The 18,788-nt window shown below is 61.8% G+C and carries 16 protein-coding genes; 1 reads left to right on the top strand and 15 read right to left on the bottom strand.

Annotation, left to right across the window (positions count from 1 at the left end; genetic code table 11):
- Positions 1-2: 2 nt before the first annotated feature.
- From AB4N98_RS02210 to oxdA, 13 genes are all read right to left on the bottom strand, one after another.
- Positions 3-1,019, bottom strand: coding sequence for an ABC transporter permease (locus AB4N98_RS02210; RefSeq protein WP_017528313.1), 1,017 nt, complete (start codon positions 1,017-1,019; stop codon positions 3-5).
- Between the two features lie 106 nt (positions 1,020-1,125).
- A complete protein-coding gene (locus AB4N98_RS02205) occupies positions 1,126-2,682 on the bottom strand; it encodes an ABC transporter substrate-binding protein (protein WP_068932196.1) in 1,557 nt (518 codons plus the stop codon).
- A gap of 153 nt (positions 2,683-2,835) precedes the next feature.
- Complete coding sequence (gene ddpX, locus AB4N98_RS02200; RefSeq protein ID WP_017528315.1) at positions 2,836-3,393, bottom strand: D-alanyl-D-alanine dipeptidase; 558 nt, start codon at positions 3,391-3,393, stop codon at positions 2,836-2,838.
- A gap of 44 nt (positions 3,394-3,437) precedes the next feature.
- Positions 3,438-4,289: a MurR/RpiR family transcriptional regulator gene (locus AB4N98_RS02195; RefSeq protein WP_017528316.1), complete on the bottom strand. Its 852-nt coding sequence runs from the start codon at positions 4,287-4,289 to the stop codon at positions 3,438-3,440.
- A 454-nt stretch (positions 4,290-4,743) separates the two neighbouring features.
- A complete protein-coding gene (locus tag AB4N98_RS02190; protein WP_017528317.1) occupies positions 4,744-5,307 on the bottom strand; it encodes a TetR/AcrR family transcriptional regulator in 564 nt (187 codons plus the stop codon).
- Entirely contained in the window at positions 5,304-6,944 is a 1,641-nt protein-coding gene (locus AB4N98_RS02185) for an AMP-binding protein (RefSeq protein WP_460149197.1), read from the bottom strand. The genes AB4N98_RS02190 and AB4N98_RS02185 overlap by 4 nt, the downstream gene beginning before the upstream one ends.
- 67 nt (positions 6,945-7,011) lie before the next feature.
- Positions 7,012-8,304, bottom strand: coding sequence for a methyl-accepting chemotaxis protein (locus AB4N98_RS02180; protein ID WP_217856347.1), 1,293 nt, complete (start codon positions 8,302-8,304; stop codon positions 7,012-7,014).
- A gap of 18 nt (positions 8,305-8,322) precedes the next feature.
- Positions 8,323-9,579, bottom strand: coding sequence for a GTP-binding protein (locus AB4N98_RS02175; RefSeq protein ID WP_026067291.1), 1,257 nt, complete (start codon positions 9,577-9,579; stop codon positions 8,323-8,325).
- A complete protein-coding gene (nthB, locus tag AB4N98_RS02170; RefSeq protein WP_003173242.1) occupies positions 9,576-10,232 on the bottom strand; it encodes a nitrile hydratase subunit beta in 657 nt (218 codons plus the stop codon). The genes AB4N98_RS02175 and nthB overlap by 4 nt, the downstream gene beginning before the upstream one ends.
- Before the next feature lie 40 nt (positions 10,233-10,272).
- Positions 10,273-10,863, bottom strand: a complete 591-nt coding sequence (gene nthA, locus AB4N98_RS02165) for a nitrile hydratase subunit alpha (RefSeq protein WP_065877828.1) — start codon at positions 10,861-10,863, stop codon at positions 10,273-10,275.
- Between the two features lie 77 nt (positions 10,864-10,940).
- Entirely contained in the window at positions 10,941-12,455 is a 1,515-nt protein-coding gene (locus tag AB4N98_RS02160; RefSeq protein ID WP_017528322.1) for an amidase, read from the bottom strand.
- 151 nt (positions 12,456-12,606) lie between these two features.
- Positions 12,607-13,473, bottom strand: a complete 867-nt coding sequence (locus AB4N98_RS02155) for a transporter (RefSeq protein ID WP_068932193.1) — start codon at positions 13,471-13,473, stop codon at positions 12,607-12,609.
- Positions 13,474-13,553: 80 nt separating this feature from the next.
- The gene (gene oxdA / locus AB4N98_RS02150; RefSeq protein WP_017528324.1) at positions 13,554-14,612 is read right to left on the bottom strand and encodes an aliphatic aldoxime dehydratase; all 1,059 of its coding nucleotides are present in this window, start codon (positions 14,610-14,612) and stop codon (positions 13,554-13,556) included.
- Positions 14,613-15,117: 505 nt separating this feature from the next.
- Between oxdA and AB4N98_RS02145 the strand changes: the two genes are divergently transcribed.
- Positions 15,118-16,053, top strand: coding sequence for an AraC-like ligand-binding domain-containing protein (locus tag AB4N98_RS02145; RefSeq protein ID WP_460149196.1), 936 nt, complete (start codon positions 15,118-15,120; stop codon positions 16,051-16,053).
- Positions 16,054-16,162: 109 nt separating this feature from the next.
- On the opposite strand, the gene AB4N98_RS02140 is transcribed toward AB4N98_RS02145, so the two are convergent.
- Together AB4N98_RS02140 and AB4N98_RS02135 are read right to left on the bottom strand one after the other, a co-directional pair.
- Positions 16,163-17,575 (bottom strand): aldehyde dehydrogenase family protein, encoded by a 1,413-nt coding sequence (locus AB4N98_RS02140; protein WP_017528326.1) that lies wholly within the window; start codon positions 17,573-17,575, stop codon positions 16,163-16,165.
- Entirely contained in the window at positions 17,572-18,630 is a 1,059-nt protein-coding gene (locus tag AB4N98_RS02135) for a homoserine dehydrogenase (protein ID WP_017528327.1), read from the bottom strand. The genes AB4N98_RS02140 and AB4N98_RS02135 overlap by 4 nt, the downstream gene beginning before the upstream one ends.
- Positions 18,631-18,788: the final 158 nt, after the last annotated feature.

The following is an 18,788-nucleotide window of genomic DNA, read 5'->3' as shown; positions in this document are numbered from 1 at the left end:
TGTCAGTTAACCTCGCCAATGCGCGGGTCGATCACGCGATACAACAGATCGATGGTCATGTTGAGCAGTACGTAGATGAACGACACCAGGATGGCGAAGCCCATGACGGCCGGGAAATCCAGCGATTGGATTGACTTGACGACGTAGGCGCCCATGCCCGGCCAGGCGAACACCGTTTCGGTCAGCACCGCGCCATACAGCAGGTCGCCGAGGGTCAAGCCCAGCACCGTGATGGAAGGAATCAGTGCATTGGGCAGCGCATGGCGAAGGATCACGGTCCACTTCGACAACCCGTAGGCGCGTGCCGTGCGTATGTAGTCTTCGCCGAGCTGATCCAGCATCGCCGAGCGGATCTGCCGCGCGATAACCCCCAGGTTGACGAACCCCAGGGTGACGGCGGGCAGGATCAGGTGTTTGAGTGCGTTGCAAAACAGCGCCATGTCGCCGGCAATCAGTGAATCGATCAGGTAGAAGCCGGTAAACGTCGGCGGTGGGGTCAAGCCTTCATCGAGTCGCCCGCTGCCGGGCAGCCAGTTCAGATGACCGTAGAAGACGACGATCAGCCCCAGGCCCAGCCAGAAGGCGGGGGTGGAGATGCCGGTTACCGCCAGCGTCCTGGCGATCTGGTCGATAAGGCGATTGTGGTAGACCGCCGACAACACACCGAGCGGCACGCCCACCAGGATCGACAATGTCAGCGCGGCGAAGGCCAGCTCCAGGGTGGCCGGGAAAAACGCCTGCAAGTCTTCAAGCACCGGGCGGCTGGTTCGGATCGAGGTGCCCAGGTCGCCATGAAACAGGTCAAGCATGTAACGCCCGTATTGCTGGTACAGCGGCAGGTCCAGGCCCAATTGATGCCGAATATTCTCGACAATCGCATCCGTGGCGCGGTCGCCCGCGATCAGGCGCGCCGGATCGCCGGGGATAAGATGGGAAATCGAAAAGGTGATCAGCGAAACCCCGAACACCACCAGAAGGAGGCCGCCGAGACGTTTTCGCACTGTATTCAGGAAGGCCATAGGGCACCTCGGTCACTCTATAAAGGGGGGCAGGGCCAGGCTGCTCGCGGGCATGGCGTGGCAGCGGGCTCGCGTGAGCCGCGAGGCCGCTGCCGCCCGCCGTGGCTTACTTGGTGATCGTGCCGATGTTGAAGACTTGCTCAAGCATCGGGTTGAACACATACCCCTTGACCTTGTCGCTCATCGGCAAGGTGTAGGCCTTTTGGTAGAGATAGGCGTAGACGCTGTCATTGAGCACGATCTTCTGCGCCTGCTGATACAGCTCGACACGCTTGGCCATGTCGTTGGTGGTGGCCGATTCACGAATCAGTTTGTCGACCGCCGGGTTGTCGTACAGGGAACGGTTGCCCGCCAGCCCCTTGAGCTTGGAGTCGAAAAAGAAATTCATGAACATGTAGGGGTCGGCAAAATCCGGGCTCCATGAGCCGATGGCGACGTCGAAATCCCCCGTGCCCAAGCGTTCACGCATGCTGGCGTTGGCCAGTTTTTCCATCTTCAGGTTGACGCCGATCGATTGCAGGCCGGCTTGCAAGGTCAAGCCGATGGGTTCCCAGTTCGGGTCTTTGTCGGAATACATGAAGGTCAGGTTACTGACTTTTGGCGAGACCCTGGCCAGGTCCGCCTTGGCTTTGCTCAGGTCCTGCTTGAGCGCCGGCAGCTGTTCGTCATACGCCCACATGCCCTGTGGAATCGGGCCGTTCAATGGTTTTGCCTTGCCGCCCAGGATGCCTTGGATAATCCCGTTGTAGTCGACCGACTCAATGATTGCGCGGCGGGCATCCGGGTTGTTCAGCGGCGCTTTCTGCGTGTTCAGGTAGAGCATTGTCACCCGCAGCGAGGGGTAATCACCGATCACAATCCCGGGTTTTTTCGCCAGGGCCTGGAGCTGGTCCTCCGGCATGTCTTCGATGATGTCCAGGTCGCCATGTTCCAGTTGCAGGCGGCGTACCGAGGCCTCGCCGATGATCTTGACGACGACCTTGTTCAGGGTCGGCTTGGGGCCGGCGTAGTAGCTGTTCTGTTCCATGGTCAGGGCCTGGCCTTTCTGCCAGTTGATCAGTTTGAACGCCCCGGAGCCGGCGGTATGCGTCGACAGATAGGTCTCGGCACCTTCAGGCTTCTTGGCCACGGCGGGGTTCACGATAGCGGCGCCGTTGTGCGCCAGCGTCGACAGAAACGGTGCATAGGGCGCTTTGAGGGTAAAGCGCACCGTCATTGGGTCGACCGTGCTGACGTCCATATCTTCAGGGAACGCTCCCGAAGGCCCTTGTTTGAGTTTCATCACGCGATCAAAGGAAAACTTGACCGCCTCGGCATTCACCTCGGAGCCGTCATCGAACTTGTTGCCGGGCTTGAGCTTGAATTCCCAGGTGAGGTTGTCCGGTGAGGTCGACCAACTGGCGGCAAGTTCGCCTTGCACTTCGGTGCTGCCTTTGCCGTTTTCGACCTTGTACGTCACCAGGCGCTGATAAGCCGGGTAGGTAATGGCCCAGTCGTTGTTATCGATGGTCACCGCCGGGTCGAGCGTTTGAGGATCGGACGGTTTACCGATCATCAAGGTGTCCTGGGGTACGGCCGCACTGGCCGCCTGAAATGAGCCGAGGCCCATTGCGCTGAAGAAAACAGCCATCGCCAGATGACGAGGTTCAACGATTGATTTCATGCCGGTTCCTTTATCGTTCGATGTATGGAATTTTTCAGGTTTTTTATTGGTGCTTTACCGGGCAGTAAACGGGCTGCGTCAGGGCAACCCAGTGTTGCTGTTGTTCTACGCCGGGATTTATAGAGGCCCCGGTCGGGTGTCACGGTCATTGGATCAAGGGGCGGGCGCGACTGACGGGTCGTCAATCAGTGGGTACTGCTGTGCATCAGGTAATTCGTAATGCCACCACTCGCTGTCTATGTAGGTGAATCCGGACGCGAGCATGATCCCTAGCAGGATCAAGCGGTTCTGTTGCACCTGGGGAGGAAGATCAACATAGAACTGGTGCGACTTTTCGCGCATGTCGTCAAACCCGGTGCCCATATCCAATGCCTTGCCATTGGCATCGATCAGCGTGAGATCGACGGCCACGCCGCGACTGTGATGCGAGCCCAGGGCGGGGTCGCGAACGTATTCGGCATTGGGCAGCGCGGCCCACAACAGGTATTGAGCGTACGGCGGCCGGTAGGCGTCGAGAATGCGCAGGCTCAAACCCGCCTGGTGGGCCAGTTGGCAGGCCTTGCGCAGGCAGGCGTGAGCGTCGGGGTGTAACAGGCAGCGCGGGTCCTGATAGATCTGTTTGCCGGCCAGGTTATCGGCCCTGGCGTACACCAGGTCGACCTCGATTTTCAACGCCTGGGCATCCACTTCGATGAGGGGGTTGTTATTCACTTCAAGGCTCCAGCACAGACGTTGAATGGGGCATCGCCACGTGATCAATCAAATTGACCGAACAGTTGTTGCAACTCGCGGTTCCTTGCCAGGCGTTCATCCAGGCTGTCGCCCAGTTGCTCGGCCACTGCGGAAACGATCAGGTTGAGCAGGCAGGAAAGCGGCGCCAGCGAGTCCCAGAATTGCCCCACGTCCGAATCCAGTTGAAGCAGGTCATGCGGATAATCCCGTGCCCAGGGGCACTGAAAATCGGTAATGAAGGCCAGCGGCAGGTGCTGTTGGTGGGCGACATCGCAGAAGGTCCGCGCCACGGCTGAATACATACGAAAATCCGCAATCACTGCGTAGGGGTTTTCGAATTGAGAATTCAACGACTCCGCATAGGTGCCCGACAGGCCATCCACGTAATAGACCTTGGGCCTGATGTACTCCAGGTGGCTGAAGAAGGCATTCAGAATGCCACGCGTCGACTGGATGCCGACGATAAACACCGCATCGGCGGTGCACAGCCGGTCGACGATCCGCGCGAACGTGGGCCCACGCGCCAGCGCATACACGCGCTGGATGGCTTCGACTTCACGCTTCATTGACCGCTCAAGCGTATCGCCATGGACCTTTTCCTCACGAAACGCCCCCAGCCTGTCAGTGATGACCCAGGCGCTGTCGTCATCGTCACGCAGGCTTTTTTTCACATCGTCAATGTTGCGATAACCCAGCGAGCGCAAGAATCGGCCGACCGATATGCCGGTGGTATCCGTCTGCTGCGCAATGCTGTCCGCGGTCTCGAACGGCAGTTTCTGCGGGTTGGCCAGCAGGTAGCCGGCAATCCGTTTACCGGTCGGCGTGAGGTCGGCGAACCGGCTGTCCAGCATGTCCAGGAAACCTGTTTTGTCCATGAGAAGCCCGCAGCGGTATCAAAAAGTCTGGCCAAAATGTTATCGAAGGATCATTTGTGGCGTTTGTGTTATCAACATAACACGGCGAAATTTCGCTGTCCCCAGGTTTTTTCAACGATTTTATCGGGCGGTTTCAACGTGCCTCATGGCAGTGCGTGGGCATGGCGGATGGGCCTGCGAGGTGCAAAAGAAACTGGATATCGAACGAAGCACGGGGGCGCGATGGCGTTTCGTTGTCGTGAGGTTGCTCACGTGACGGCCGGACAGCGGGTAGACATCTACTTGATGCGCCGCGACCTAAATGTGGGGTGTCAGTTAGGTCGTCGTTTGTCCCCGAGCCGTCACGGGGGGAGCAAGCTCCCTCATTCCAGGTTCAGGCCCACCCCAACGTCGTGTAGACACCCAGGCCCGAATGGACCCGCTTGCCGGCGTGGCGTTGCGCGCAATACCCGGCTCAAGGCAGCGACTTGATGGCCTGCACGAGCGCGTTGACGAGGGTCCTGGTAATGACGCGGCGCTGAGTGCGCTCCATCAACGGGTTCAACCAGGCGGGCAGGCTGTTGAGCATGGGCAGGATGACCGTGAGCGCACCCTCGCGCAAAGGGCCGCCAGGTCCTTGGCCGAGCTGTTCGACCAAACTCAGTATTTCTGCCTCATAGGCCTCTCTCGCTCGCCGGACACTGTCTTGCATCGACGCGCTCAGGCAGCCGGCGTCCATGACGGCCAGCTTGAAGTGCGCGTGCATGTGTTCGTGCAATTGAAGATGGCACTCGATCAGTTTTGTCAGGCGTTGCGCGGGCGTCAGTCGGCGTTTCCTGATCTGCTCAACGTGCGACAGCAACGCCTGGTACAGCTCCATCAACCACTGGAACAGCAGCGCTTCCTTGCTCTCGACATGGTGATAAATCGCGCCCGGGCTGATGCCCACGTGAGCCGCCAGTTCGCGCATGCTGACCTGGCTGAAGCTGCGGGCCTGGAACAACTCCAGCGCTCGGTGCTGGAATTCCTCCTGTGTCATGCGTCGAGCGCCTGTTGTTTGGCGATTTCCTGGTTGCGCAGAATGAACCGCTGCAGCTTGCCACTAGGCGTCTTGGGCAACTGTTCGACGAACTCGATTTCCCGTGGGTAAGCATGGGCGGCCAGGCGCTCCCGCACGTGCAGGCGCAGGGTTTCCGCCAACTCGGCGCCTGGCGGGTACTGGGTATTGAGTACGACAAACGCTTTGATCAGCTCGGTGCGTTGCGGGTCGGGCTTGCCGATCACGGCGGCTTCGACCACCGCCGGGTGTTCGATCAGCGCGCTTTCGACATCGAAAGGCCCGACGCGGTAGCCGGACGTGGTGATCACGTCGTCGTTACGGCCGACGAAGCTGATACTGCCGTCGTCATTGAACTCCACGATGTCGCCACTCAAGTAATAACGGTCGACGAAGGCCTTGGTGGGCATCTCGAAGTAGCCGTTGAACCAGCACAATGGCGAGTGCTCGCGATCCACCGCCAGCACGCCTGGCCGGCCCTTCGGCAATTCACGGGCGGCCTCGTCCAGCACGACAATCCGGTACCCGGGTACCACATAACCGGCCGAGCCCTCACGTATCGGGTGGCGCAGGCCGTGATGATTGCACAGCACCATGCCGATTTCAGTCTGGCCATAATGGTCGTGGATAACCACGCCGAGCTGTTCGGCGAACCAACGGATGACTTGCGGGTTGAGCGGCTCGCCGGCGCTGCTGACCGCGCGCAAGTGGCCACGCACGGCGCTGGCGAACTCGGCCCCTGCCGCGATCAACAAGCGGTAGGCGGTGGGCGAACCCGCCAGGTTGCTGATCGCGTACTTGGCGATGATCTGGCAGGTGCTGTCCACCGTGAACGGGCCGTCATAGAACAGCGTGGCATGGCCGCACGCCAAAGGGCCGGTCACCGCGTAATACAGGCCATAGGCCCAACCGGGGTCGGCCAGGTTCCAGAAGCGATCGTCCTCACGCAGGTCAATCGCATCACGCATATAACCCTTGAAGGCCAGAATGGCCCTCAGCGGTACTTCCAGCGGCTTGGCCGGCCCCGTGGTGCCCGACGTGCACATCAGCAAAAAGGGCGCGTCGGCGTCCAGCATCTCGGGTGCGCACTCAGCCGGCTGGCGCTCCAGCATGCTCCAGAAATCGTAATCGCTTGAGAGCCTTGCATGGCCGCCGGTGACGAGGATGCGGGGGCAGTCGGGAATGTCGTCCAGCTTGGGACGGTTGTGCGCATCGGTCACGATCCAGCGTGCCCCGGAGCAGCCCAGGCGCTGCTCGATCGCCTTGGGCCCGAAGGCGGTAAACAGGGGCTGGTACACCGCGCCGATGCGCCAGGTGCCCAAAATGGCGATCAACAGTTCAACCGTGCGGGGCATCAGGCCCGCCACACGGTCGCCCGGCTTGACCCCTTGCTCGCGCAAGAAATTGCCGAAGCGCGCCGCGTGCGCCTGCAACTCGCTGAAGGTGTAGCGCGTGGCGCGGCCATCGCGCGTTTCGCAGTACAACGCCACGGCATTGCCGTGGGCGTGCCGGTCGCAGCATTCGATGCAGGCGTTCAAGGCATTCAGTTTGCCGTGCAAGTCCTGGGCAGCCAGTTGCAGATAGTCGAAGGAGGTCACTGCTGAGTCGTAATCGCGCATAACGTACCTGATTGTTATTGTTGGAATGTGTTGTGTGCCCGCGTCGAGCGAAGGCGTGTCGATCCGGCTAGTTGTCCATCATCTCGGCCGCTTGCCGGGTCGCCTGGCTGGTTCGGGTGGCAAGCTTGCGAACCTCATCGGCGACCACCGCAAACCCGCGCCCGGCGTCGCCTGCCCGCGCCGCCTCGATGGCGGCGTTCAACGCCAACAGGTTGGTCTGGCTGGCAATGCCCTGGATGGTGGCGACGATTTGCGTCAACTTGCTGAGGGTTTCCTGCATCACCCGATGTTGCTGTGCCTGCGCCTCGCGCATCGCGCTTTCTTCATGGTGGGCATGGATATCGGTAATGGCGCCTACCACCCTCTGCGGCGAACCGTCCGCGGCGCGGCGCGTTTGCCCACGGCCGCGGAACCAGCGGTAACTGCCATTTTTGTGTTTAAGGCGATAGTCCACGTCGAACGGCGTCTTGCCGCTGCGGTCGTCGACGTGCGCGACAAACGCTGCAATCGCCCGTGCGCTATCGTCGGGATGCAGGCGCGAGGTCCAGCTTTCCAGGGTGTTGGGGAACTCCTCGACCGTGTTGCAGCCCAGCAGCCGGCGCATTTGCGAAGACCACCAAATCGTATTTTTCGGGTTCGCCGGGTCGCCGGCCACGACTTCAATGTCCCAGAGCCCGTCGTGGAGCATTTCCCGGGCGATGTCGAAACGAGTGGCCGCCAGTTCGAGCGTCTCGTTGTGCAGGTGTTGCTCGTGGACATCACGCAGGGTCCCACCGATGGCCACAGGCAAGCCTTGCGCATCGCGCCGCGAAACACCGCTGATGCTGCACCAGCGATAGTCACCGCCGCTTGCGGACCTCATCCGCGCCCTCAACGCAAAGGGCGTGCGCCCACTGCGGTCGGCCAGGTGCCGGCCGAGCGTCTCCAGGTGCGCTTGCCGGTCAGCCGGGTGCAGCTGTTCGCTCCAGCACGCCAACTGATCGATACCCTGGGTCTGGATCGACGTAGACCCTGTCCACTCCAGCGCACACTCCGGCGCAGGTGCAGCGCTGTCATCCAGGTCCAGCTCCCAGAACAGTTCATCCGCCCCGCGGGTGATCAATGCCCAGCGCGCTTGCAACTGCCGCAACTGGCTGTCGCTGCGGGTCAGGCGTTCGTCCAGTTGCGTCACCTCCAGCGTCAACGCGCGGGTCTGCTCGTTGAGGCTGCGCCGCTCTTGCAGCAACCGCTCGACGCCGGCCAGGATGCGGCGCAACAGCGGGTGGTTCGACGACAGCGGCGTGTTCGCCTGATCAGGCTGGTCCAGCCTGTCGGCGAGCGGTGCCAGTACCCAGCGGGTGGTTCGGCTGAAAAAAAGCATGGAGCACCTCTACCTCGGTCAAGTGGGATCTGCCGGCAAGGACGGCGTCGGCGCCGACAAGGCCCGGCTGTCAAAGGCCGCCGCCCCCGGCAGGGCTTGCCAGGCCGACGGGCCGGCGGCGATTTCCTCGGCGCTCAGCAGGCAGGCGTCGAGTTCGCGTTGCAATGCGTGGGTATCCAGGTCCTGGCCGATGAAGACCAACTCTTGCCGACAGTCGCCGACAACGCTGTCCCATTTGTCCATCAGACTCTGCAACCGATACGCATCACGCGGCCATTGCGACGGCTCGATGAAATTCCACCAGCGCCCGACATAGTCCCATTGGAACTGCCTGCCGCTTTGCGCCAGCAGGCCGGTTTCCAGGTGCCGGCTGGCGAGCCAGAAATAACCTTTGCTGCGCAACAGCCGTCCGTTGTTCCAGGGGCGATTGAGAAAGTCGAGCAAGCGCTGAGGGTGAAAAGGCGCGCGTTCGCGGTAGACCCAGGAGGTCACGCCATAGGTGTGCGTCTCGGAGGCTGCTGCGTCGCTCGCTTCCATCTGCCTCATCCAGCCCGGTGCCGCCGCAAGGCTGGGTAAATCAAACAGGTGGGTACCGAGGATGCCGGATAACTCGGTATTGCCGTGCGCCATGGGCACGATCCGCGCGCTGGGGTTAAGGCCGGCGAGGATCGCATGCACGGCCTGGTAACCTGCTTCGTCGAGCAGGTCGAGCTTGTTGACCAGAATGACGTTGGCGTATTCCACCTGTTCGATCAGCAGATCCGCCAGAGGGCGCATCGGCGTATGCGCCTGTGCGTCGTCGCGGGCAACCGTGTGTGGTGATTCGAGCAACGCCTGAAAGCGGCTGCCATCGACCACCGTCACCAAGGTATCGAGCCGCGCCAGTTCGCTGAGGCTGAAGCCTTCTGCGTCGAGGAAGGCGAACGTTTCCGCGACCGGCATCGGTTCAGAGATACCGGTGGACTCAATGAGCAGGTAATCGAAACGCTGCTGGCGTGCCAGGGCACTGATCTGCTCCAGCAGATCGGCGCGCAGTGTGCAGCAGATACAACCGTTGCTCATCTCGATCAACTCATCGCGACCACGGTGCAGCGACACGTCGCGCTGCACCTCGGCGGCGTCGATGTTGACGTCGCTCATGTCATTGACGATGACCGCCACGCGCAGGCCTTCACGGTTGCGCAGGATATGGTTGAGCAGGGTGGTCTTGCCGGCGCCGAGGAAGCCGGAAAGCACCGTCACCGGCAGTCGGCCTGTCACGGCGCCGTCCATCATGCGCTCACCGGGCGGTCGGCGTGGTCCAGATAGCTTTCGAACAGGTCGACCACCACGAACCCCTCATCGGCCGCATCGCCCCACAGGTCTTTCACGCGAAACTCGACATGGTAGGTCGGCTGATGCGCCGCGCTCGTATCGCCATGGCCAATCGCGTCCGGGAACGGCCACGTCTGTGAGGTGCGGTGCAGCACCACACCGTGCTTGCCGCGCACGTAGGCCGGCATGCGCACATGCCCGGCCACGTACTCGTCTCGCACCACCACCCGGTCGCCCACCTCGAAGGGCGCGCGGCCGGTGATCGCCGGGCGCCCGTTGGCGTGTGCGGGGTTTGCCAGCTTGAAGTGCGAGCCCAAGGCCTGATCAAGCTCGGCCTGGGTGATCACGCCGGTTTCAACCAGCAAGGTGGCGGTGGCGATGACATAGCGTTCGTAGTACTGGGTGCCGACATGCTGGCGAACGTCCAGGCGTTCGACGGCATGACGCACTTCGTCCACGCTGAACTTCTTCAAGTGATCGGCACCGATGAACATCAAGCTGTAGGCCAGGTGTTCCCAGTCCTGCTTGAATACCGGTTGGTAGCTCAGGCTGTTGATGGTGTGGGGGACTTTGCCAAAGCCTTGGAAACCGCCGAGATCGTGAAAGCCATCCATAATGAAAACTCCGGGAATTGAACGGTGATGCGTGGTTTGTTCAGCCAACGCGGGGCAGGGCGACACCAATCAGCACGTCTTTGGTCACCAGGTTCTGCAGCTGCTCTTGCGTCATGTGCTCGGAGCCTTCAGGCCTGACCGGCAGCACCAGGTAACGGGTTTCGGCGCTGGTGTCCCAGACCTTGACCACCACGTCACCCGGCAGCTGCGTCCCCAGTTCGCGCAGCACGGTGCGGCCTTCCCGGACCAGGCGCGCACGGAACTCAAAGCCCTTGTACCACTCAGGCGGCAGGCCCAGGACAGGCCAGTTGGTGCACGAGCACAGGCTGCAGACAATCACGTTCTTGACCCCGGGCGTGTCCTCCAGCGCGACGATGTACTCGCCCTGCGGGCCGGTGTAGCCGAACTGGGCGCACGCGGCGGTGCCGTCCTTGAGCAACAGTGCACGAAACTGCGGGTCGACCCAGGCCTTGGCGACCACGCGGGCGCCATTTTGCGGGCTCCATTCGTGCGCCATCAGTTGCGTCATGTGTTCGATGTAGCCCTCGGGGATCAGGTCCTTTTGCTTGAGTACCTGCAATAGCGCCTGTGCGCGTTCGCCGGGCGTAGAGGGGGTGTGTTGGCTGGTCATCAGTGGATTCCTCATCGTTGAACTTCGAAGCAGCGCCTGGCGGCTTTATTTTTTTTGCGCTGCATGGGACGAACCGGTCAGGCGTTTTTCCAGTCGACAGCCGCTTCGAACGCGGCGGCAGCCTGGTAAATCGTGCCTTCGGCATAGTGCTTGCCCACAAGCATGAGCCCGACCGGTAACCCCTCCACCAGGCCACAGGGAATCGACATGGCCGGATGGCCGGTGATGTCCTGGGCAGAGGCGTTGCCGATCATTTCCAGAGCGCGCGCCACGTAATCGGTGATCGAGCAACCCGGCTCCGGGTGGGGCTGGGCAATGATCGGCACGGTCGGCATCACCAGCAGGTCATAGCGTGCCAAGGCCGCGTCATAACCGGCCCGTGCCAGCCGCCTGAGGTTTTGCGCCTTGGCGTAGTAACGCCCGTTGTAGCGCTCGACCCCGTATTGGCCGACGAACATGCACAGCTTCAGGGACGCGGACAGGTCATCCGCCTGTTCGCGCCATCCGGCTTGTTTGTCCAGTAACGCAAGGTCGTACAGCCCTTTCCAGTTAAAACCGGCGCCATTGCCGTGCATCATCTGCATGGTCAGACCTTCACAGCCGATCGGGTGCCACAGGGCGCCGGCAATCGCATGTTCGGCAACCGACACGTCCTCCACCTGCGCGCCCAACCGCTCAAACTGGGCAATGGCATTGCGCACCGAGGCGGCGACGCGCGGGTCCTGGTTGGCCAGTTCAAAGCCTTCGCGCAAAACGCCGATCCTGAGCCCTTTCACACCACGGTCCAGGTAAGCGCTGTACGTGTCGACCTGCGGCGCGGCCTGGCGCGGGTCGAGGCCGTCGGCGCCGGCCATGACCTCCAGCATCAACGCGTTGTCGCGCACGGTGGCAGTGATGGGGCCGGCATGGTCGATGGTTGCTTCAATGGCCATGATGCCGGTGTAAGGCACCAGGCCGTGGGTCGGTTTCATCCCGTAGGTGCCGCAGAATGCGGAAGGAATCCGGATAGAGCCGCCTTGATCTCCGCCCACCGCCAGGTCGACCTCGCCCGCGGCAACCAGCGCCGCGCTGCCGGAGGACGAGCCACCCGAGGCAAAACCGTGACGGTAGGGGTTATGCACCGGCGCCGGGTCGGAGGTGTGACTGCCGCCGGACAGGCAGTAATGCTCGCAGGTGGCTTTGCCGAGGATGGTTGCGCCCGCATCCAGCAGGCGGGTGACAACGGTGGCATCGAACGCGGGCACAAAGCCCTCCAGCGGCTTGGCGCCGTTCATCATCGGAACGCCGGCCAGCGAGATATTGTCCTTGAGCGCAACCGTCTTGCCCGCCAGCTTGCCTTCGCGGGCACCGTTGACTTCGGTGCGGTAATACCAGGCGTTGAGCGGGTTGTGCGCCGCCGAGGGGCGATAGCCCGCAGTGCGTTCATACCGCGTCGGCGGGACGAAGTCGGGCAGTGCGTCAATCAGGTCATAGGCGTCGAAACTCGCCTGCATAAGGGTCAGGTATTCACTGGCTTGCTCGGGGCTGAGCCGCATATGCAGGCGGCTCGTCATGTCCAGTAGCTGCTCAAGGGTGGGGCGAACGATTGCCATGGAGGGCAGTCCTTATCGTAAGTGGCCTGGCGCTCAAGATAATCCGCGCCTGCGGGCAGAGGCTTGGTTGAAACGGACAGCGACTTGGCTGGGCCGGACACCCCCCGGCGCTGAGCGCGAGGGGCGGTCGGCCGCTGTCTTCGGGAGCGCCTTAAAACACGCGCGCGTAGCGCAGGTTCATCCGGAAGTCCTCCCTGGCCCCGTTGTCCACCGACAGGTCCTTGCCCAATTGCAGCTGGATCTGGTCCTGGGGCGTGACGAACTTGGTGGCCGTCAGGCGCACGTTGGTGGTTCCCAGTTCGTTATCTTGGTTGACGTGCTCGATGTTGGTCTCACCGCCCCAGGTCCGTCCGAAGCCGATCCCGAACGCGGTGGTGGCATCGGGCATATAGCGCCCCATCACCTGTGCTGCGTAGGACACGTCCTGCTTTAGCCGGTCGGCATTGGCGCCGTAGTCGGTGTTATCGCCATACCAGGTCGCGCCGCCCACCATGTCCATCGCCCAGTGTTCCGTGAAGTGCTTGACGTAGGCGCTCTGCAGTTCGAATTTCCAGCGGTTCTCACCGATGTTGAGCGCGTCATCTTTGTCGTAGGTGCCCGTGGGCACATATACATAGGGGGCGATACTGAGGGTGTCGCGAGCAGCGTTGAACCGCCACTTCAGCGGCGCCGTCAGGATCAAGTCGCCAATCCCGCGCGTACTGCCCAGGGCCGAGGCGTCACCGTCGCTGGAGACGTGCCCAAAGGGCAGCAGGAACTGTGGGTCGATAGTGACGGTGTCGCTCAACGCATACACATGCAGCAGACGCAGGATGCCGACGTCAGAATTCAGCCTGAAATCCGAGCTTGCCTTATGGCCGTTGGCGTAGGCCGAGTCGGTGGTGGCGTGCTGGTAATAGATCGCACCGATGGTCGCGCCCACGGGGTATTGCTCATAGTCGCCAGGGGCGACCTCAACGGCCTGAGCCTGGAGCATCGGCAATACCGTGGTAAGTGTCAGCAAGCGGATCTTGTTCATGGTGTGTTCCTCGCAAAGGGATGCCGTGCCACCCGGTAAGGTGGCAAGCCAGCGAAAATGGGCGTTCAGCGTGCGAATGCTCAGGCGGTTGCCGCTTGTGCGTCCCGCAGCATCCCGGTGTGCGGATGGCAGTTGATGTATTCGAAAAGCTGACTCTTGGCGTCCGACACCGACACTTCGTGGTACAGCCGTAGCTTTTTCAAACCGGCGGCCACACGGAAGAACGTCACGAAAATGCGCAAGTGGGTAGGGTGCGACTCGGCCCAGCGTTCGAGTTTCTCCACCGAACGCCAGTGGCCGATGTTGTAGCTGACATCGAGAAAGTTGCCGTCCAGGTCGATATTGCGCACGAACCGGTTGCTGTAGCAGCCCAGGGGTTGGCCGTTGTCACGCAGGAAGTCCATGCCGTCCTGCAGGGTCGGCAGGATTTCGTCGAGGTACAGCGAGCGTTCGTCCGCCTCGGCATCCGCCCAGTCCTGGCCTGAACGAATCAGCGTTAGGTTGTCATGCCCCATGACCACGACACGCCCACCCTTGGCCGGGTCACCCGCGATCACTTGCAGTTCGGTCGTAGGCTTCATCCAGTCTGTCTGGGAGATGGGGAAGCGGTCGCGCATCGAGCCCCAGTAACCGTGTTCCTCGATTTCGCCACTGGTCGTGTCCATGACCGCGCCGACACCGGGCAGGTTGTCCTGGAAGGCGTACAGCGTCTCGAATTGCTCGGCACGCGGCGCGCTGATTTCACGGAAATAACCCAGGCCGTCGCTGAGGCGGTCCTGCGAAGCCCACCAGTCGTTCACCGGCGCCGAGCGCAGCCAGCGACAGTGGGCGCCGGGGTCTTTCCAGTAGCCCACGACAATCAGATTGTCGAAGCCGCTGCTGTCGGTGTGGTGGGTCAGATCATGGGTCTGCGGGCCATCGGCCAGGCTGAAACTGCCGACGATGTGACGCATGGCTTGCAGTGCGGCCTCGCGCTGGGCCTCGCCGCGATATTGCACGCCGAGGTAAGCCATCACCACCTGTTCCAGCTGTTCGTCAGCGCGGGCGACCCACATCGGGAAGGGCGGTTGATACTCGTCGGGCACCCGGCGGGACAGGGTGCGCGGGCATTTGAGATGGGTGTCGATTGCAGATTCCATGGTGAGCTCCTCGTTATTTTCGTTCAGGCCTACGGGTGGGCGTCAGCGCTGCGGCGGTAGCCGCTCGATGCAGCAACTTCATGGCCCCCCATTCGATCAACCAACAAGCCGACTCTTCAGGTACCAGGTCGCGCACCTGTAGAAGCCAGGAGGCATCAGACAGGCGTTGTGCGTAGGGTCGATGCATGGCGTGCCTCATCAGCGGGGGTATGAGCTGCTGTGAGGAGGAAATTAGGCGGGACGGCGAGGGGCCGCTTGGTTCGTCAAGACAACCGTTTGGTTGGAAAAGACACGCTGGAACTGCCGGCCCGCCGATGATCGGCGTTGGTGCACGGCGACCTTTAAGTGAGCAGGGCGAAGGCAACCTTTGCCGCCCCGGCGCGCGGATAACCAGGTTGGGCGCCTGGGGCCGATGAAAATGTGCTTGGCCTATTAATTGCTAACAGTGACAGGTCAGTTACACCTTCTCGCGCTGTTACGACATCGCTGTACCGAGGTCCGTGCCATGAACCCAAGCACCCAGTATTCGACCCTTGCCGTTCCTGCACCACGTCGCTTTGATTACTGGAAAGAAGTGGTCTGTCGCCATTGCCTGGCGGCCGATAGCAAACCCTTGTCCCAGAGCAGTTTCGATGGCGCGCTGGCGGTCAATACCGTCGGCGATCTGGACCTGTGTTCACTGTCCTCGCCACTGCATTATTGGGAGCGCTCCGAGCGGCACCTGCGCAGCTGTCCGGCGGAGGATCTGTGGTTGGGTTTCGCTCGAAATGGCCATGGTCAAATTGAACAAGGCTCAAGAAAAGCCAACCTGGCCGCGGGCAATTTGTTTCTTTATGACGCAACCCAGGCGTTTCGATTCAGCTTCGGTGGTACTGAAAACCACTTGGTGCGGATTCCGCGAGCCTTGCTCACCGAGCGTCTGCCGCGCATTGCGGAGTACACCGCAATGGTCCTCGATGACCGCCGCCCTGGCGTCATTCCCTTGCGTGAAATGCTGCGTCAGGCTGCGAATACGCCGGCGTCGCTGCAGGATGAGCACATCGCCAAGCGTTATTCGACGGCCTTGCTTGACCTGCTGGTGCTCAGCCTGGAACTCCAGGACCTGAACACCACCCACCAGGAACTGGACCTGTATGGGCGCATCATGAAGTACATCCAACGGCATCTGACCGAGCCGGACCTGTCGATCGAAATCATCGCCCAGGCGCACAATGTGTCCACCCGTACCGTCACGCGCGCCTTTGCCCGGTACCAGAAAACCCCTGTGGCGGAAATCTGGAAAGAGCGCCTGAACGCCAGCCGCGAAGCGATTGAACGCGGTCAGGTGCGCAGTGTGTCCCAGGCGGCGCTGGACTTCGGGTTTTCTGACTTCTCTCATTTCAGCCATGCGTTTCGCAAAGCCTTTGGGGTGGCGCCGAATACGCTTTTGCGCCGCGATTGAGGTGCTGATCGGCTTTCGCCTTTGACTGCGCAAGCGGCTTGATCAGCGGAAAAACGCATTGGGCGGTTGGCTGGACCGGCCCAATGCACAACTACCTGATTTGCATCGCTCAACCCAGCGTGTTCAAACACACCACCTTGGGTTGCGTCATTTCCTCATAGGCGAAGCGCACCCCCTCACGGCCCAGGCTGCCGTATTTGGAACCGCCAAACGGCATCGCATCGAAGCGATAGTCGGAGGAATCATTGATCATCACGCCGCCGGCTTCGATCCGGCGCGCAGCGGTCATCGCCGTGGCCAGATCGCGGGTGAAGATCCCGGCGTGCAGGCTGTAGTCGGGTTCGTTGGCCAGTGCGATGGCTTCCTCGAACGATTCAAACGGCTGCAACACCACCACCGGCGCGAAGACCTCGTTGCGCCAGAGGCGGCTGGCGTGATCGACGTTTTCCAGCACCGTGGCGGCGTAGCAGGCGCCCTGGCGCCGATGCCCGCAAAGCAACGTGGCGCCCTGGGCCAGTGCGTCGGCCACCACGCGCTCGGCATTCTGTGCCGCTTGTTGGGTGATCATCGGGCCGATATCGGTGGTGGCAAGCAGGGGGTTCCCGACCGTCAATGCCTCGGTCTGGCTGACGAATCGTGCCCGGAACGCCGCATAGATCGACGCATGCACCAATAGCCGCTGGGTGCCGATGCAGTTTTGCCCCGCCGCCCAGAACGCGCCCGATACGCAACTCGCCACGGTGGCCTCAAGGTCGCAGTCCGCCATGACGATCACCGGGGCGTTGCCGCCCAGGTCCATCGCCAGTTTCTTCAAGCCCGCGGTGCGGGAAATCTGCTCGCCGGTGGCAAAGCCGCCGGTAAACGAAATCATGCGAACTTCCCGCGCCGCCACCAGGGCCTTGCCCAGCTCGGCACCGCCGGTGGCAACCGTGACCACCGATTCGGGCAGCCCGGCCTCGACCAGGTACGCCACCAGTTTTATCGCCGACAACGGCGCCAGTTCGGACGGTTTGAGAATCACCGCGTTGCCACCAGCGATGGCCGGCCCGAGTTTATGGGCCACCAGGTTTAATGGGTCGTTGTAGGGCGTGATCGCGACAATCAACCCCAGGGGTTCACGGGTGAACCAGCCCTGACGCGACTCCGAGCCTTCGTACGCATCGAATGGAATCACTTCTCCGGCATTGCGCTTGGCTTCTTCGGCAGACAACTTGAGGGTGTTGATACACCGCTTGACCTCCTTTTCGGCCTGCTTGAGGGTCTTGCCGGCTTCGTCGACGATCAGCCGGGCGAACGCCCGGGCGTCGCGTTCAACGTGCAAGGCGGTCTGTTCGAGGATCTGCGCCCTGCGGTAACGCGGCAACGCAGCGCAAGCGCGAACGCCGTGGCGAGCCTGTTCCAACAGGTGCGCAACCTGCGACGCACACACGTCCGCGACGGCACCGACCGGCGTACCGTCAAAAGGGTTGAAGACCTGGATCTGCGGTGCCACGACAGTGCGGGCCAGATTCGAGACGTTCATGGGCATGTTTTCCGGTGCTGTGTGGCGCATTGATGGAGGCTGATGATGTCCGACAGCAGTGCGAACGCGGTTTCCGTGCGCCCGGCGCCAGGCCCCGAAACCGTCACCGTGCCGATCAGGTCGGTGGTGAACGACACCGCATTGGTGGCGCCGCCGATGCTGGCCAACGGATGATCGTTGCTCAACAGGCGCGGCTCGACGCTGGCGCTGACCGAGCCGTCGGCATTGCGTGTGGCGGCGCCGATCAGTTTCCAGCGGGCATTGTTCTGGCGAGCCTGCTCGATGTCGCCGAGGGTGAGGGCGCTGATACCGTTGCAGCGCACATCGTTGACATTGATTTTTGCATCGAGCAGTTCGTTGGCCAGGATCACCACCTTGAGGCGTACGTCATGGCCTTCGACATCCGCCGTCGGGTCGGCTTCGGCATACCCCAACGTCTGCGCCTGTTTGACCGCCTCGCTGAAACCCAGGCCGCTCTCCATGCGGGTGAGCACGAAGTTGGAGGTGCCGTTGAGAATGCCCTCGAAACCGCTGATGGTGCTGCCGGCCAGCAACTGCCTGGCCAGGCGGATGACCGGCGTGCCACTCATCACCGACCCTTCGTATTCAAAGCCCACCTGGTTGCGCTGGGCCAGAGCCTTCAACGCGGCACCGTGCAGGGCAATCGGCCCTTTGTTGGTGGTGACCACATGTTTGCCGTTTTCCAGCGCCCAACGACAGAACGAAGTTGCCGGCTCACCATCCACCGGGTTGGTGAACGTGGCTTCGGCAATCATGTCGGCGCCGCAGTCTTTGATCACGGCTTCATTGCTTGCCGTCGCGTCGCCGCCCGGCAATTGCGCCAACGCGCCTTCGACCACGGGCAGCGCGGCCAATGCGGCGGCATCCAGCCCTTGTCGGTTGATCACCGAGCCTTGGAACAAGTCGGTAACGCCGACGATTGTCAGGCTGAAACCCAACTCGGTTTTCCAGCGCTCATTACGCTCGGCAATCAGTTGCGCCAAGGCCCGGTTGACACCGCCGAAGCCGACCAGCGCCAGTTTGTATTCAGTCATTTTTTTATTGCCCCTGATCTGGGTGAGGAGTGGTTGTGCTCTAGGTTAAGGGCGCTACCAGGGCAGTGAAATATGCCGATTTGCTCTATTTTATGGGCGTTTTGACCAAGGAGCGGCGCATACGCCGGGCATAAAAAAAGCCAACGCAGGTTGGCTTT

The organism is Pseudomonas sp. S3_E10 (genome assembly GCF_054667615.1).
This window is presented reverse-complemented; position numbering and strand designations above follow the sequence as displayed.